This is a genomic window from Rhizobium sp. F40D2, from assembly GCF_051810745.2.
Taxonomy (GTDB): Bacteria; Pseudomonadota; Alphaproteobacteria; order Rhizobiales; family Rhizobiaceae; genus Rhizobium.
Genome location: NZ_JBPWQX020000004.1, coordinates 561,989 through 577,563 on the forward strand (window position 1 = coordinate 561,989; position 15,575 = coordinate 577,563).

At 59.0% G+C, this 15,575-nt stretch carries 12 protein-coding genes and 1 pseudogene; 7 read left to right on the top strand and 6 right to left on the bottom strand.

From position 1 onward, the window contains the following. Positions 1-127: 127 nt before the first annotated feature. Complete coding sequence (locus ACS4RS_RS31360; RefSeq protein WP_439012125.1) at positions 128-976, top strand: GNAT family N-acetyltransferase; 849 nt, start codon at positions 128-130, stop codon at positions 974-976. 39 nt (positions 977-1,015) lie between these two features. On the opposite strand, the gene ACS4RS_RS31365 is transcribed toward ACS4RS_RS31360, so the two are convergent. From ACS4RS_RS31365 to ACS4RS_RS31375, 3 genes are all read right to left on the bottom strand, one after another. Next, the gene (locus ACS4RS_RS31365; RefSeq protein ID WP_439012126.1) at positions 1,016-1,717 is read right to left on the bottom strand and encodes an FCD domain-containing protein; all 702 of its coding nucleotides are present in this window, start codon (positions 1,715-1,717) and stop codon (positions 1,016-1,018) included. A gap of 85 nt (positions 1,718-1,802) precedes the next feature. Continuing rightward, a complete protein-coding gene (locus ACS4RS_RS31370) occupies positions 1,803-3,173 on the bottom strand; it encodes an aminotransferase class III-fold pyridoxal phosphate-dependent enzyme (protein ID WP_439012127.1) in 1,371 nt (456 codons plus the stop codon). Positions 3,174-3,181: 8 nt separating this feature from the next. After that, entirely contained in the window at positions 3,182-4,258 is a 1,077-nt protein-coding gene (locus tag ACS4RS_RS31375; protein WP_439012128.1) for a phosphotransferase, read from the bottom strand. 497 nt (positions 4,259-4,755) lie between these two features. Between ACS4RS_RS31375 and ACS4RS_RS31380 the strand changes: the two are divergent. Beyond that, a pseudogene (locus ACS4RS_RS31380) lies at positions 4,756-5,444 on the top strand (haloacid dehalogenase type II). A 625-nt stretch (positions 5,445-6,069) separates the two neighbouring features. Here the strand turns inward: ACS4RS_RS31380 and ACS4RS_RS31385 are convergent. The 3 genes from ACS4RS_RS31385 to ACS4RS_RS31395 all read right to left on the bottom strand — a co-directional run bounded on the left by ACS4RS_RS31385 (position 6,070) and on the right by ACS4RS_RS31395 (position 9,608). Beyond that, the gene (locus ACS4RS_RS31385) at positions 6,070-7,482 is read right to left on the bottom strand and encodes an aldehyde dehydrogenase family protein (RefSeq protein ID WP_439012129.1); all 1,413 of its coding nucleotides are present in this window, start codon (positions 7,480-7,482) and stop codon (positions 6,070-6,072) included. Between the two features lie 156 nt (positions 7,483-7,638). Next, positions 7,639-8,616 (bottom strand): threonine/serine dehydratase, encoded by a 978-nt coding sequence (locus ACS4RS_RS31390; protein ID WP_439012130.1) that lies wholly within the window; start codon positions 8,614-8,616, stop codon positions 7,639-7,641. Continuing rightward, complete coding sequence (locus ACS4RS_RS31395) at positions 8,613-9,608, bottom strand: ornithine cyclodeaminase family protein (protein WP_439012131.1); 996 nt, start codon at positions 9,606-9,608, stop codon at positions 8,613-8,615. The genes ACS4RS_RS31390 and ACS4RS_RS31395 overlap by 4 nt, the downstream gene beginning before the upstream one ends. 558 nt (positions 9,609-10,166) lie before the next feature. Between ACS4RS_RS31395 and ACS4RS_RS31400 the strand changes: the two genes are divergently transcribed. The 5 genes from ACS4RS_RS31400 to ACS4RS_RS31420 all read left to right on the top strand — a co-directional run bounded on the left by ACS4RS_RS31400 (position 10,167) and on the right by ACS4RS_RS31420 (position 15,544). Continuing rightward, on the top strand, positions 10,167-10,835 hold the full coding sequence (locus ACS4RS_RS31400; protein WP_439012132.1) for a haloacid dehalogenase type II: 669 nt from the start codon (positions 10,167-10,169) through the stop codon (positions 10,833-10,835). A 450-nt stretch (positions 10,836-11,285) separates the two neighbouring features. Further along, positions 11,286-12,239: a phosphotransferase gene (locus ACS4RS_RS31405; RefSeq protein WP_439012133.1), complete on the top strand. Its 954-nt coding sequence runs from the start codon at positions 11,286-11,288 to the stop codon at positions 12,237-12,239. A 95-nt stretch (positions 12,240-12,334) separates the two neighbouring features. Beyond that, positions 12,335-13,663, top strand: a complete 1,329-nt coding sequence (locus tag ACS4RS_RS31410; protein ID WP_449314102.1) for an aspartate aminotransferase family protein — start codon at positions 12,335-12,337, stop codon at positions 13,661-13,663. 66 nt (positions 13,664-13,729) lie between these two features. Further along, complete coding sequence (locus ACS4RS_RS31415; RefSeq protein WP_439012134.1) at positions 13,730-14,206, top strand: winged helix-turn-helix transcriptional regulator; 477 nt, start codon at positions 13,730-13,732, stop codon at positions 14,204-14,206. A 63-nt stretch (positions 14,207-14,269) separates the two neighbouring features. Beyond that, the gene (locus ACS4RS_RS31420; RefSeq protein ID WP_439012135.1) at positions 14,270-15,544 is read left to right on the top strand and encodes an FAD-dependent oxidoreductase; all 1,275 of its coding nucleotides are present in this window, start codon (positions 14,270-14,272) and stop codon (positions 15,542-15,544) included. Positions 15,545-15,575: the final 31 nt, after the last annotated feature.

Sequence of the window (15,575 nt, forward strand, 5' to 3'; positions counted from 1 at the left end):
GCATTAAGACAGCGCAAGGTCCCTTGAATGGTTCAACCCCGACTGGGTAGGCACTTTATCCGTCCATCCGACTTTCAAACTCCGCTTGGATGGCAATCGCTCGCCCCGATTTCACGAGAACCACGAAATGGATGAACTCTTGCAAACGGAATCGATTGTTCTTGCGCCTTTCGAGGCTCACCATCTGGATGGTGCCGTGGCGTTGTCGCGGGCGGCGGGCTGGGCGCACAGGAGAGAAGACTGGCAACTGATATGGGGCCTAAGCGAGGGACGCGTTGCCCTCGCGGGCGACCGGGTGGTGGGTACCGCCCTGATGACTCCCTTCGGCGACACCTGCTCGGCCATCAACATGATCATTGTCGACGAAAGCCAGCGCGGCCGGGGATTAGGAAGAAAGTTGACCACCGCCGTGTTGGAACTCGCCGGTGATCGGGAATGCCGTTTGACGGCCACCAGTGACGGTTTGCCACTTTATGAAAAGTTGGGTTTCGTTGCGACGCACAAAGTCGTCCGCCACCTGGGCGTCACCGGTCACGTCGATGCTCCTGCAAATGTTGAATGGATCGGGTCTGCCGCCTTGCGGGCGATCAAGGCGCTCGATCGCGTGGCATTCGGCGCCGCTCGCGACGCGCTGTATGATGTTCTGGCGAAGGAGGGGAAATTCGCCGCCATTAGGCACGGTGATGGTATCGCCGCTTTCGCGGCGACGCGGCTGTTCGGGAAGGGCGAAGTCGTGGGGCCAGTCGTTGCAGCGAACGGCGACGACGCGAGGGATTTGCTGGCCTTCATCCTTTCCGGCAAGGAAGGTCGTGTCGTGCGAATTGACATTCCCGAAGAGAGCGGCCTTTCATCACACCTCGAAGAATGGGGGCTACTTCACGATGGTGGTGTCGTTGCGATGGCCCGGCATGCTGGAGGCCGACCCCAAACCCCCGCTGTTCAAACCTTCTGCCTGGCGAGCCAAGCTGTTGGCTGACGTGAAGGTTTGAAGTGCTAGGTACCAACGCTGAACTGGTCAGCGTTGATCTAGCAATTTGATCTGGAGATCTTCCCAGTGCTCCTGGAACGCGTCACGCGCCGTGTCGTAGTGGCGACTTCTCAAGCTGTTGATGAGCCGTGCATGTTCGTCCGCCATTTCTTCGGCTGTGGCGTAGAAATCCTGCCGCTGTGCGAGGAGGAGTTCGATCTCGCCCTCGAGGTCTGAATAGGTCCGCTTCAGGCGAGCGCTGCCGCTAGCGGCGATGATCGCGCGGTGGAAGTCGCGGTCCGCAGCAACCAACAGAGATCTGTCGGCGGATAGAGTCGACCTGTGCATGACGTCGACCGCTTCCAGCGCCTGAGGCGGGATGACGCCGGTCAGTACGATCAGACGAATTGCCTCGCCCTCGATGGCGCCGCGCACGCGTGTGATATCGACAATATCGTCCGGCCCGAATTCGGGTACCACAAAACCTCGATTCGGTATTTGCCGCAGCAGGCCCTGGGTGACAAGCACCTGGGCTGCTGTACGGAATGTGTGCCGCGAGGTCGAATGCTCTTCGCACATCTTCACGTCGCGTAGGAACTCGCCGGGTCGGAAATCCCCCGACAGGATGCGCCGTCGCAAGGCGTGAGTCAGGATCTCCACCGCGCTGGCGGCCAAGGGCTCGGCGTTCATCTCTTGATCTTCTTTGCCGTTCTTGGCGGGCAGCGACGGCATGGCTTTGGCTTTGCTCATTGTTTATGTCGTACACCTACGCCACAGGCGGCGGCGCAGGGCAAGGGAGATGATATCGTACCTCCGCGCCGCATGCTGGCGGGTCCTACATCTGCACGGACCGAAGCGCCTCGTCGACGCCTTCGAGCAACCGCGCCGCGTTGGCCGATGTGAAGATGAGCGGGGGCCTGATCTTCAGGATATGTGCGTCCGCTCCCGTCGCGGAAATGAGGATGCGCCGGTCACGCAGGGCATTGACCGCCGCAAGCGCCCGGTCCATGTCCGGTGTTTTCCGGTTTCTGTCCGTAACGAGTTCGACGGCGAAATAGAGGCCGGCCCCGCGAACATCGCCGACAAATTCGTATTTTTTCTGCAGGCTCCGGAGGCCGTCGAGGATTTCGCCGCCGACGTTGACGGCATTGTCCAACAGGTCTTCCTCGAGAATCGTGTCGAGCACGGCTCTTGCGGCGGCGATAGCGACTGAGTTGCCGCCAAACGTATTGAAGTAGCGCATGCTGGATCCGAATTCGGCAACGAGTTCGGGCCGCAGCACCACGCCGGCAACGGGGTAGCCGTTGCCCATGGGTTTGCCCATGGTGACGATATCCGGATCGACCTTGTGACGGCTGTGGCCCCAAAGATGGGTGCCGGTCCGCCCGAATCCGGATTGCACCTCGTCGGCAATGAACAGGCCACCAGCCTTGCGCACAACTTCCGCCACCGGCGCCAATACGTCCGTCGGATCGACGTAGAGACCATCGGAGGAGAAGACGGAATCGGCGATGAAGGCCGCCATGCCGCCGCCATGCCGCTCCATGTCGGCGATCTGCCGCGCGACATCCTCCGCCATCCGCCGGCCGATTTCCTCGACGGGCAGGCGATAGGAATCGGGCGCGGCGACCGTGCGAAGATAGGGATCCAAAGCCGACTTCCTGCCGAGCGACGGCGAGATTGCCGCCACCGCGCCGCTGTTGCCGTGATAGGCTTCCGCCGTGACGATGACGCCGGTCCTGCGCGTGTGGTAACGCGCTATCCGCAGGGCGAGATCGTTGGCTTCCGAGCCCGTGCATGTGAACATCGCGCATCCGGTCCGGCCGAGTTCGCCACCGAACGTATTGATCAGGGCTTCGGCATAGTCGAGCAGCGGCTCCTGCATGTAACGCGTGTGGGTACAGAGTACCTCGAGCTGCTTCTGGATCGCCTCGACGACACGCGGATGAGAGTGACCCAGCGAAACCACGTTGTTGTAGGCATCGAGATATTCGTTGCCGTGCTTGTCATAGAGGAAGACGCCCTTCGCACGGGAGATCTCAACCGGAGACTTGTAGAAGAGCCGATAAGCAGGCCCGAGCAGCCTTTGCCGCCTGGCGACATGCGCCAGATCTTCACTTGTGAGATGAGACGTGTCCTGAGGGTTGAAGCCATTTGGCATGTCGCCACGGAAGCCCTTGGGCAGGGTAGTCGCTTGCTTGGACATTGCTGTTCCTATCGTGTCAGAAGATCGGAAATCTGTGCGGTCGTAATTGAGTGAAACCACTCGAGGTGGGCCCAGCCGGCTTCGGTATTGCGCAGGATATAGCGGCTATTCTCGGGGAAGATCTCTGCGCGCCAGCATGTCAGCAGCGCACGAACGGCAAGGCGGCCCATCGACAGGAAGGGAATGAGCCGGAGCTCCTCATCCGTCAGTTCGGCATGGCGGAGATAGCCGCGCAGAACGTCACGCGCTTCGTCGAACAGGTCACGCCGGTTCCCATGGTCGAACGTTTTTGGCATCTGGTTCATCAACGCCGTGGAGACGTCGACCGCGATGGCGGTACGGACTGCATCGCCGAAGTCGATGACGCCGGTCAGGAACTGTGGACTGGTGTGATCGACGACTAGGTTCGACGTATTGAAATCGTTGTGGAGCACTTGCCGCCGGCACAGATCGAGCTTCGGCTTGATTTCGGCAAACCTCTCGAGCGCACGAACGGTCCAGGCCCGTCTGTCGCCCTCAGGGATGAAGCTCAACAGATCGCTGAGGTCGAGCAGATGGCTGACGTCCCATGCTACTGTGCGGCCGTCAGCGGGGTGCGAGAAATCGGTCATGGAATGACGCAGCCTTGCCAGGATTTCGCCGATCCGTTCACGCTGTGGGGCTGTGCAAGATGTCCGGTCGAGCGGGGTTCCGGCAAGGAAGGTAATGAGACGAGCGACTCGCCGCTCGCCGGCGCTCGTGGTGACGATCGGCAAATCCGCCCCGTCGAGATCGCGAAGTGTGCGGGGGATGGGTAGATCGGGGGCCTGCTGCTCGAGATGACGCATCAGCGCGACCTGGAAATCGAGTTCCTCGATCCGCTCAGAAGGATGAGCGATCTTCAGTACAAATTTCCCCTGCGCGGCGCAGTCGAGAAGGAACGTGTCGTCCTTCTCGGTTTCAAAGCGCGTTGCGGAGCCGCGGGTACCATAGAGCCGCTCGGCAATTCGTTCGGCCTCCACAGTGCCAACGGTATGGCACGCCTCGGAAAGCTCGGGGACGCGAGCTGGCCCGCATTGATGCTTGTAACCCATCTTCAAACTCATTCCTGTCCTGCCTCGGAAGGGCTCTTCGATGGCCTCAGTATCTCATACTTCAATTTTTGTACAACAATTTGTTTCGATGGCGCACGTGATCAAGCCTAGCTTTTCTGATGATTTCAGGCTAAGCCGATACGAAAATCCAGAGTTTACAACTGGATATGTTGCCGCGCGTGACTGCTTTGGTCGCGAGGCGCACCCTTCGACGGAGAGTTGCAGGGCTAAAGATTCAAAAATTGTTGGACAATCAGTTGCCGCCGCCTCTAAGTTATGCCAGTGTGCTTCCCACTGGTCGGAATGCAGCGAACACGTCGGATTGATCCGCTTTGGTGGATCGGCCCGGTATCCGACAAGGCAGAGGAAATGACCAGATCCGCAAAGGTATCTGCCGCGTCCGCATTGGGGTCCGTCGGGACCGCGACCTCTTTTGACAGGCGGCACTGCCCGCCAAAATGACCCTGGATAGGCACCCTGTGCCAGGAAAATCGGAAGGAAAACACACGATGACTCAATTTCGACCGAAGTACGTGACCTTCGACTGCTACGGCACGCTCACCAATTTCGACATGGCTGGCGCAGCGCGACGCGTCTACAGCGAGCGCCTCTCCCCTCAAGCGATGGTCGCCTTCGTCGAGGCGTTCAGGGGCTATCGCCTTGACGAGGTGCTGGGCCCGTGGAAACCGTTCCTCGAAGTGGTGCACAATTCAATCGAACGCAGTTGCGAACGCATCGGTATCCCGTTCAAACCCGAAGACGCGCAACGCATCTATGACGAGGTACCAACCTGGGGTCCGCACCCGGACGTCCCGGCTGGCCTGTCAAAAGTGGCAAAGGAAATCCCGCTGGTCATCCTGTCGAACTCCATGAACAGCCTGATCATGTCGAACGTGGAAAAGTTGGGCGCACCCGTCCATATGGTAATTACGGCAGAAGAAGTCGGGGCATACAAACCTCTGATGAAGGGCTTCGAATACATGCTCGACAAGCTCGGCTGCGGACCGGAAGACATTACTCATGTGTCCTCATCCTTCCGCTACGACCTGATGACTGCCTATGACCTTGGCATCAAGAGCAAGGTCTGGGTCAACCGCGGCCATGAGCCGGCCAATCCCTTTACCAATACACCGAGATCAAGGACATTGGTGGACTAGCCGCCGCCGTTGGCCTGGAGCCAGCCCTCAAGCGCGCGTGATGAACAGGGCTCAGGCGCTGCGCTACGATGAGACCGGGGCGCTCCGTTCGCCCCTTCCTTTTTCGTTCAAAAGGGAAGCATGACCATGCGGGGCCTTCCGCACATGTGACCTGCTGGCGTTAGAGCACGGTGTGATCCGAACTTGACACGACGGCACGTCGGACTTAGGCGAGTTTGTTCGCGGCCGCAGTCGATGACCGCTTTCGAGTACCGAGGCGGTTCCAAACAACCGTTTTTAGGGCCGCACAGCGGTCGCCCGCGAAGCGTGGGGGAATGACTGCACCGGATCGACCTACGGTTGGATCGGCAAACAGCCGATCCGGTTCTCCGACCTTTCGACCTTCCGATCTAGGCAGTGACAGTCTTCCGCGTTTGATCGGCGAGTTCGATATTGGACGGTGGGCTGGCCTTCTTCTGATGTGTGAAAACTTCGCCTGAGGTCACATTCAATTTCGACCCGCGCGACATGTGCTGACGCGGGGACGTCGTTTACGCGCGACGGCATCTTCAGAGGAACGATTGCACGCGATCACCCGTGTTCGCGCGTACGCTTAGATCTTCCGTTTGACTGTAATCACAGCTTCTCGCGCAGGCATCCCGACCGCGGACCTGTCACATTTCACATTCAATCGTTCGAGAAACCGGCTATGCCCTTGATCTCGGTAAACTCGTGCAGTCCGAACTTCCCGTATTCCCGACCGTTTCCGGATTGCTTGTAGCCGCCGAAAGGAGCGGCGCTGTTGAGGCGAACGCTGCCGGCGCGCAGCCTGCCTGCCAGTGCTCGCCCTTCCTTTGGATCGCCCTGAATGTAGGCCGCTAGACCGTAGGGCGTATCGTTGGCGATCGCGATCGCATCATCCTCACTGTCATAGCCGATGATCGACAGCACCGGGCCGAAGATTTCCTCCCGCGCAATCGTCATCTGGTTGGTGACGCGGGCAAACACCGTCGGGCGCACGTAATAGCCAGAATTGAGATGCGAAGGGCGACCAGGGCCGCCGGTGACAAGCTCCGCTCCTTCCGCGATGCCGCGTTCGATCAACGCCTGGATCTTGTCGAACTGGGCCGCGCTTGCGACCGGTCCGAGATCGGTGCGAGGGTCAGATGGGGGGCCGACAACCAGAGCAGCCGCCTCCCGCGCGGCGATCGAGCTTGCTTCGTCCATTCGCTCCGCAGGCACCAGCATTCGTGTTGGCGAAGTACAGGTCTGGCCGGAATTGCCGAAGCACCGGCGTACGCCGGCGGCGACCGCGGCTGAGAAGTCGGCGCTGCGCAGGATGATGTTCGGCGACTTGCCGCCGAGCTCCTGATGCACTCGCTTGACGGTTGGTGCCGCCGCCTGGGCCACGGCAATGCCGGCGCGCGTCGACCCGGTGAAGGACACCATATCCACATCCGGGTGGCTGGCCAGCGCCGCACCAACCGTAGGCCCGTCGCCCTGAACGAGGTTGAACACCCCCTTCGGCACGCCGGCCTCATCCATGATCTCGGCGAAGAGGACGGCGTTGAACGGAGCGATCTCCGAAGGCTTCACGACCATGGTACATCCCGTGGCGAGCGCCGGAGCGACCTTGCAGGCGATCTGGTTGATCGGCCAGTTCCACGGCGTGATCATCGCGACGACCCCGATCGGCTCGTGCATGATGCAGGTGGTGCCCTGCATGTAGTCGAAGGCAAAGCTCTCGAAGGCTTTGATCGTTTGTTCGAAATGGGTAGAGCCGATGCCTGCCTGCTCGGCCCGGGCCATGGCGAGCGGCGCGCCCATTTCCCGCGAGATGATGTCGCCGAGCTCGTCATTGCGGCGTTTCAGGATCGTTACAATTCGCCTCAGCAGTTCGACGCGCTCTTCCTTGGATGTCTGCGAGAAGGAGGCAAAGGCTCGCCGTGCGGCCGCGACCGCCTTTTCCGCGTCGGCGGCACTGCCGAGGGTGATCGTGCCCATCGGCTCTTCGGTCGAGGGATCGATGACCTCAAGTGTTTTCGAAACGGACGGCTCAACCCATTCACCGTCGATATAGAAGCTGTGGGCGTGTTTCATTGGAGGCTCCCTTGAATGACCCTGATCTATCCTCCCTGCCGATTGCAATTCCGATCCGCCCCACGGTCGGAACTGTTTGCATTTGTGAGGGAGGATATGAGAATCGCAGACGTCGAACGGCGATCGGGGTGGTGTACTGACCGAAGCCGAGGCCGATCACGGCGCCAGATTGTAAATCTCAGCAAGGTCTCCCAGATCCCAATTGCCGCCAGACAAGACCGCACACACTTTCTCATCTGGCTTCACGTCTATGCTGCCTGCCAACAGGGCTCCTATGCCGATGGAGGCGGCTGGTTCCGCGATCAATTTCGCATCCTTGGCGAGGGCACGCATTCCGGCAATGATGTGTTCGTCTTCAACAAGAATAATCTCGTCGACATACTTTTCGATAATCGGGTACGGATTTTGACCCGGAACGCTTAACCTTAAACCATCCGCGATCGTGTTCTTTAACGGAAGCGATGTGCGCTCCCTGTTTTTCCGGCTGTAGAAATATTTCGGCGTCAAGGCAGGCTCTGCCGCGATAACACGCACCGATGGCTTGGTTTCTTTAATCGCGGTGGCGATGCCCGAGATCAGCCCTCCACCGCCCAGGGGTACGATGACCGTGTCCACATCTTCCAAGTCTTCGAGGATCTCACACCCGATCGTTCCCTGACCAGCCATTACGACGGGGTCCTCGAAGCCGTGAATGACAGCATAATTGTGTCCTTCCGCGATCTCGTAGACTTTTCTCCATCGAGCAGCATTATCACCATCAAAAAGAATGACTTCCGCGCCAAGGGCCTCTGTATTGGCGATCTTGATTTTGGGTGTGGTGACCGGCAGCACCAAAATCACCTTTACGCCGAGCATCCTGGCTGCGTAAGCAAGCGCCTGGGCGTGGTTGCCCGACGAGGTGGCAATGATCCCATTTGCGATCTCTTCTCGGGGGAGCGAGAGAGCCTTGTTCAGGGCGCCGCGGATCTTGAATGCGCCAGTGATCTGCAGGGTTTCCGGTTTGAGGTAGAGCTGACAACCAGCCGCTTTATCGATCTTGTCGGCACGCAATAGCGGAGTGTGTCTGACGTGCGGCTTTAGCCGCTGCTGAGCTTCATGGATGTCCTGAATGGTGGGATAGTTGCGCATGGTCATTCCTCAAAAAACGGGAAGAAAGTGCCGACATTGGTCGCTATGGCGTTGCGATAAATTTTGGTGGCGGTCGTATTGTCTTGAATGGCCATCCCAGTGGAGTCGAAAATGGTGATTTCGTCATCACTTTCGCGCCCCGGCTTCCTCCCCAATAATACCTCGCCGATTTCGCCGTGGATGTGGTCCTTGGCAATGATGTCTTTATTCAGCGGGTGCCAGGTTTCGCCCTTTTGCGTGCATTGCGAAAGCGAGTCGACGATGATCTTGGCGTTTCGGAAAAGCTCCGGATCCAGCTCCTGTTTGCCGCGTTGATCCGTGCCGATTGCGACAATGTGCGTGCCGGGTTTCACCCATTCCGCTTCCACAAGCGACCCTTTCCCTCGGGTCGTTGTGATCAAGATATCGGCCCTCTCGACCGCCTCCTTCTTCGAGCTTGCGACGGTAACGGGTATGCCGAATTCGCGCTCGATATCCGCCTTGTATCTGGAACTTGTTTCGTAGGTGCTGTCCCAGGCGTGGATCGCTTCGATCGTCATGATCTCGTTGATCGCCCGGATTTGCATTCTTGCCTGATTGCCCGTGCCGATCGACGTGATCGTCCTGGCGTTCTTTCTCGCCAGTGCCTTGACGGAGACAGCTCCCGCCGCCCCGGTTCTGAGGCCGGTGATCAAGCTGCCATCCATGATGCAAATCAACGCACAGCTCCTGGCATCAAACAGGAGGATGGTGCCCATGCTGTTAGGAACGCCGTGTTCTACCGGGTTGTTGGCGAATCCTCCCGAATGCGCCTTCATGGAGATGATTTCCGAGACTTTATCGTAGCCAAGTTTGAAGTCGATTTCGCCACGCAGGGAGGGCAGATGAATCCCGATATAGTCGGGCTGTTCCACCTGGTCGCTGCTGAAGGCCTTGTAAGCCTCTTCGACCGCATCGATGACTTCCACTATGCCGATAAGCCGCCCTACGTCATGCTTCTTGAGCAGCAGCGTTTTCATGCCCGACCTCTCTAATTCAATTCATCGGATGCGTCGTCTCATTGCGACCTGACCTGCATTGATCATATCAGGCCCAGCGTGGGCCTATTGGTCGAATTCGCGGAAACCCAGGCAGATTGTTTTATATCGCACGGCGATTTTGGCAGAGAGTACCGGTAGGCGCCTATCGGAGCTTGGGCGGAGTGCTGGAACTATCCCGCCACTTCCAATGCCAGGATCGGCGAATGATTGGGAGCTGACGCAGTCGATCTTACTCGCTTTCGCCTACGGGTACCGACGGACGAGCTTCCCAGGATTGGATTCGTCGTTGCGACGCAAGACCCATATTTCGCAGCTGCGCTTCTGTTTCCTGCGGGACGAGTTGACCGGGCAGTAGCTGTCTGACGCGCCCGGCATCTCGACGGCGGATCACTCTGACCCAGCACTCACAAGGGCAAACGATGTTTCCCGCCAGCATTTTGTGCTGAAGTTCCGTAGTATCCGGGCAGTTGAGGTGCGAGCTGCGGGCTATGATTGGTCATAGCTTGAACAACTCCCCGCAAAGCAAGGACGAAGCGCATGACCACTTTCCGCCCGAAATACATCACCTTCGACTGCCATGGCACGCTCATCAACTTCCAGATGGCGGAGGCCGCACGCGATCTTTACGGCGACCGAATGAGCGAGCAGAAAATGCTGCAGTTCATCGCGGACTTTTCCGCGTACCGCCTTGATGAAGTCATGGCCGACTGGAAGCCTTATGCGGAAGTGGTCCATAACGCACTGGCAAGGACCTGCAAACGCAACGGCATCGACTTCAAGGGCGAAGATGCGCAGATGGTTTACGAACGCGTTCCCACTTGGGGGCCGCATCCAGACGTCCCGGCGGGTCTTGCCAAGGTGGCCAAGGAAATTCCACTGGTCATCCTGTCAAATGCGATGAATTCGCAGATCATGTCCAACGTCGAGAAGCTCGGCGCGCCTTTCCACGCCGTCTACACCGCCGAACAGGTCGGCGCCTACAAGCCGCACTTCCGCGCATTCGAATATATGCTCGATATGCTTGGTTGCGGTCCGGAGGACATACTGCATTGCTCTTCCTCGTTCCGCTACGATCTTATGTCCGCACATGACCTCGGGATCAAGAACAAGGTTTGGGTCAATCGCGGTCACGAGCCGGCCAATCCCTATTACGGCTATACCGAGATTGCCGGCATCTCGGACTTGCCGGGCGTTGTCGGGCTTTAAGGAGGCCCGAATACATCTGGAAATCTCTTTTCCGCCGGTCCGACAGCGAACCTCGGTTTGCCGGAGGGCAAAGGGCCGTGGGCATTGCGCTGCCGCCGTGTTCGGCTGCGCGATCATGGAACCCGGCACGGGCGAGGTAACAATGCTGGGGCCAGGACAATCGTGCTGAAGGCAGGGACAGTGGTTCCAGCGCCTTCGGTAGCATCGCCATCCTTCACGGAGGTTGGCCGCAACCGACTGGATGCCATACGGACGGTCGTTTTTGACCATCGCCGTCCGGCTCCAAATAGTGCGAGGGTTTCAATCGTGGGCGCTTGTAACGATGCGGTTCCAGACGACGGCGGGGGTCATCTCGACGGTAACCAGTCGGTCGGCGAGCCATTCACCGATGCATATTTCAGGGGCGCTGCCGCGATTCTGGCGACCAAGCCGAGCCCTGCCGAGGCGCACGTGTCCTATGAGCTGCTACTGCGCCACTACGGTTTGAGGGGAACGATCAGGGTTCTGTCCTCGGAAGTGGAATGTACCGCCGAGGTCACTCTGTTGAGCGGCGATCGGTTGATCCTCAAAACGTCAGCGCGGCCGGAAGGACGAGACAGTTTCCGCTTCCAGGTTGCGGCCCTTGCAGGCCTGGAAGGCGCTTCCGGTTTCGCAGCACCTCATCTGGTGCGTACCGGCGCCGGTACGCTGATGTTCGAAGAGGAGGAGATTTGCGGCTACCTACAGACCCGACTTTCAGGGGTGCCGCTGCACCAAGTGAACGCAACTCCGGAAGTCCGCTACCGGGTCGGCCAGGCGCTTGGCAGGCTCAGTTTGGCGCTCGAGCCTCTGAAGCTGCCCGCCATGCATCGCCCTGTACTTTGGCATGTGGGATGCTGGCCGAGGCTAGTGGAACTGGAGGAGCATCTGCAATCAGGGTCTATCGCGGCCCCAGTGCGTCTTGCCATGGGCAATTATGTCGAACTCATCAAGCCGCAGCTGGGCGAGGTAGCATGGCAGGTCACGCACAACGACCCGAGCCCTTTCAACACGCTCCTGGCCGGCGAGGGTATCGCGTTCATCGATTTCGGCGATGGCTGCTGGGGTCCTCGGATTCAGGATCTCGTGGTTGCTGCAAGCCACTTGGTAACTGACCCATCTTTGGCTCTCGGTGGCTCAGAAAATCTCATCGCCGGTTATGCTTCGGTGACTCCGCTTTCCACGCTTGAAGCGAAACTGCTCGTCGGATTGATGAAGGCGCGCCAAAGCGCCCTCATCCTCATCAACTACTGGCGAGCCGAGCTGTTTCCTGCCGAGGCGGCATATATCAAGAAAAACGTGGCCAGGGCCGAACGCGGGCTCTCTATCCTATCGGCGTTAAGCGTGGGGGAGGCCGATATGGCTGTGCGTCGCGCAGGAACTTAGCCCGGCCGCATCTAAACCTTGCGTCGCTCGCCTTGGTAATCAGGACGGTAAGCCGCGACCTACCCGCGGATAAAAATTTAAGCAGGATCAAAGCTATGTCCACAGATCTCATGCCCAACCGCTTCACTCCCGGGGAAGCCACAATTCTCCCCCGGGAGTCTGAACTGATCGCTCGGCGCGACAGCGTATTGGGAGCTTCCTACAGGCTCCAATACCGCCGGCCGGTTCATTTCGTTCGGGGCGAGGGCATGTGGCTCTTCGATCCGGACGGACGTCCCTATCTCGATTTCTACAACAACGTGCCCTCTCTGGGGCATTGTCACCCAGAGATCAACGCTGCCATGGCAGAACAAGCCAGCCGAATTAGCGCAAACACGCGCTATCTTGAACCGAAGCTGGTCGATTATGCCGAACGGCTCGTGGCCACCTTTCCCCAGGAGTTGAACCGCGTTGTCTTTACCTGCACGGGGAGCGAATCGAACGACCTGGCGCTCCGGATTGCAAGGCTGGCCAGCGGCAGCGAGGGCGTAATCGTCTCGTCCCATGCCTATCACGGCACCAGTGCGGCCACCGCAACGGTGTCGCCTAATCTCGGCGATGCCATCAAGCTCAGCCCTGCCGTGCGCATGGTATCGTTGCACGGTCCCTCGGGCATACCCGAGCGGCAAGCTGCGGCATTCTTTGAAGAACAGGTTCGCTCCGCAATCGCTGATTTGAACCGGCGTGGGATTGGCATCGCGGCCCTTCTCATCGATACGATTTTCTCCAGCGACGGCGTCTGGGTTGACCCTCCTGGCTTCATCGCCGGTGGAGTTAAAGCGGTGCGGGAAGCAGGTGGCCTCGTGATTGCCGATGAAGTTCAGCCAGGATTTGGACGGACGGGCACACACATGTGGGGTTTTGGGCGTCACGAAGTTGTGCCTGACCTCGTCACTCTCGGTAAGCCTATGGGCAATGGATTTCCAATCGGCGCGGTTGTTGGCCGCAGGGCACCGATGGATCGCTTTGGCGCAACTGCGCGGTACTCAAACACCTTCGGCGGCAATACCGTCGGGATCGCGGCCGCTGACGCCGTCCTGACCATTTTGCACCGAGATCGCATCCTCGAGCATGCGCATGCTATGGGTGATCGCCTGAAAATGGGGTTGGAGCATCTCACTAAGCTGCATGGCGGTATCCGCGGCATTCGAAATGCCGGTCTATTTTTCGGCATAGACATCGGGTTGGACGGAACGGGAGAGGCCAGCCGGCGTGCCATGGCATTGGAGATAGTAAACCTGATGCGTGACGATGGCGTTCTTATCAGTACAACTGGCGCCAACGAGGATACGCTGAAAGTTCGACCCCCACTGATTTGCCAGGCGGAGCATGTGGATCGGTTTCTCGAAACCATGGAATCCGCGCTCAAGAAGGCCGTTTCATAGGTGTAACATCGGCTGCCTCGGCAGCCGCATCGGTTTGCGCCATGTTCATCAGCGAAAGCTAAGTCCATGAAACTCGATCGGACAGACATCAAGATCCTGCACGTACTGCAGCAGAATGGCCGAATGTCAAATGTCGAGCTTGCGGAGGTGGTCAATCTCTCGCCGAGCCCCTGCCTTATGCGCGTCAAGAAGCTGCAGTCAGAAGGCTATATAGAGGGCTACACAGCGCAGATCAATGTCGCCAAGTTGGGGCAGGCGCTAACGGTATTCACCGAGGTCACGCTGAAGAACCACCGGCAGACCGACTTTGCACGCTTCCTGGCTGCTATTGAGAAGATTGAGCAGCTCATCGAGTGCCATGTGATCTCAGGCGGCTACGATTATCTCGTGAAATTCGTGACTACCGGCATAGACGAATATCAGGAGATCATGGAGCGGTTGATCGAGCTGGACGTCGGTATTGACAAGTATTTCAGCTACGTCGTCCTGAAATCGCCGATCCGCAAGGCGCAACTGCCGCTAACGCAGCTGTTTCAACCTTAAGCTCCGATAAACTCCTCGCCCTTTCTCTGGGCGATCCAATCTCTAGAGACAAGGCGCGCCACCATGAAGCTCTTATCCTACTGGCACGACACTGCTCCGGCTTTTGCCGGGGCCGAAGAGGGTCCGATCGATGGCCATTACGATGTCGCAGTGGTCGGCGGCGGCTTCACCGGTCTTGGCGCCGCCCGGCAGATCGCAAAGGCAGGTGCCAAAGTCGTCGTTCTGGAAGCCGAGACGGTGGGTTGGGGCGCCTCCGGCCGCAATGGCGGTCACTTGAACAACGGACTTGCGCATAGCTATCTGGCGGCAAAGGCGGAGCTTGGGAAGGAGCGCGCGATTGCACTTTACAAAGCGCTGGACGACTCGATCGACACCATCGAGGCTCTAATCGAAGAGGAGAGTATTGATTGCAGCTTCCGCCGCGCCGGTAAGCTGAAGCTTGCCTCCAAGCCCCAGCATTTCCAAGCGATCGCGCGCAACTTCGAAGCCGTGCACGCCGAGGTCGATCCGGACACGGCGTTGCTTAGCGCAGACGACCTGAAGCAGGAAATCGGCTCGCCCTTCCACGGCGCGATGCTCTCGAAGAAGAGCGCGATGGTGCATATGGGTCGCTACGTCATAGGGCTCGCCGAAGCAGCGAAGCGTCATGGCGCGACGATCTTCGAGAACGCGGCCGTCATGGGCCATCGGCAGGCGGACCGCCGTCATCATCTGAATACCGGTCGCGGCAGCGTCACTGCCGATGCGGTGCTTGTTGCCACCGGCGCCTATACACCTTCGACCTTTGGCTATTTCCGGCGACGGATCATTGCGGTAGGCAGCTTCATCATTGCCACGCGGCCGCTTACCGAAGCGGAGATCGCGGCGACCATGCCCGGCAACCGCACCTGCGTTACGTCCAAGAATATCGGCAACTATTTTCGGCTCTCGCCCGACAACCGGCTGATCTTCGGAGGCCGCGCGCGCTTCTCGGCAACTTCCGACCACGATTCGGACGCCAAGATTGGAGCGACCCTAAAGACAGGCCTCGCAGAAATCTTCCCGCAACTCGCCAGTGTAGGGATCGACTATTGCTGGGGCGGCCTCGTCGACATAACCAAGGATCGGTTCCCGCGCGCAGGCTATCATGACGGCGTCTGGTACGCCATGGGTTACTCCGGCCATGGCGCCCAGCTTTCGACCCATCTCGGAATGCTGATCGCCGACGCGATCCTCGGCCGGCCGGACCGCAATCCAATAGCGGGGCTCGAATGGCCAGCCGTCCCGGGACACTTCGGAACCCCCTGGTTCCTGCCGCTGGTCGGAATGTATTACAAGATGCTGGACAGTGTCGGCTAGGCACTTCCGTCCCACATCCCCGCCTGTCCGT

What these genes read in the sequence shown, in the direction of transcription:
- ACS4RS_RS31360 (WP_439012125.1), top strand. Translation starts at nt 128, where the DNA reads ATGGATGAACTCTTGCAAACGGAATCGATTGTTCTTGCGCCTTTCGAG.
- ACS4RS_RS31365 (WP_439012126.1), bottom strand. Translation starts at nt 1,717, where the DNA reads ATGAGCAAAGCCAAAGCCATGCCGTCGCTGCCCGCCAAGAACGGCAAA.
- ACS4RS_RS31370 (WP_439012127.1), bottom strand. Translation starts at nt 3,173, where the DNA reads ATGTCCAAGCAAGCGACTACCCTGCCCAAGGGCTTCCGTGGCGACATG.
- ACS4RS_RS31375 (WP_439012128.1), bottom strand. Translation starts at nt 4,258, where the DNA reads ATGAGTTTGAAGATGGGTTACAAGCATCAATGCGGGCCAGCTCGCGTC.
- ACS4RS_RS31385 (WP_439012129.1), bottom strand. Translation starts at nt 7,482, where the DNA reads ATGAAACACGCCCACAGCTTCTATATCGACGGTGAATGGGTTGAGCCG.
- ACS4RS_RS31390 (WP_439012130.1), bottom strand. Translation starts at nt 8,616, where the DNA reads ATGACCATGCGCAACTATCCCACCATTCAGGACATCCATGAAGCTCAG.
- ACS4RS_RS31395 (WP_439012131.1), bottom strand. Translation starts at nt 9,608, where the DNA reads ATGAAAACGCTGCTGCTCAAGAAGCATGACGTAGGGCGGCTTATCGGC.
- ACS4RS_RS31400 (WP_439012132.1), top strand. Translation starts at nt 10,167, where the DNA reads ATGACCACTTTCCGCCCGAAATACATCACCTTCGACTGCCATGGCACG.
- ACS4RS_RS31410 (WP_449314102.1), top strand. Translation starts at nt 12,335, where the DNA reads ATGTCCACAGATCTCATGCCCAACCGCTTCACTCCCGGGGAAGCCACA.
- ACS4RS_RS31415 (WP_439012134.1), top strand. Translation starts at nt 13,730, where the DNA reads ATGAAACTCGATCGGACAGACATCAAGATCCTGCACGTACTGCAGCAG.
- ACS4RS_RS31420 (WP_439012135.1), top strand. Translation starts at nt 14,270, where the DNA reads ATGAAGCTCTTATCCTACTGGCACGACACTGCTCCGGCTTTTGCCGGG.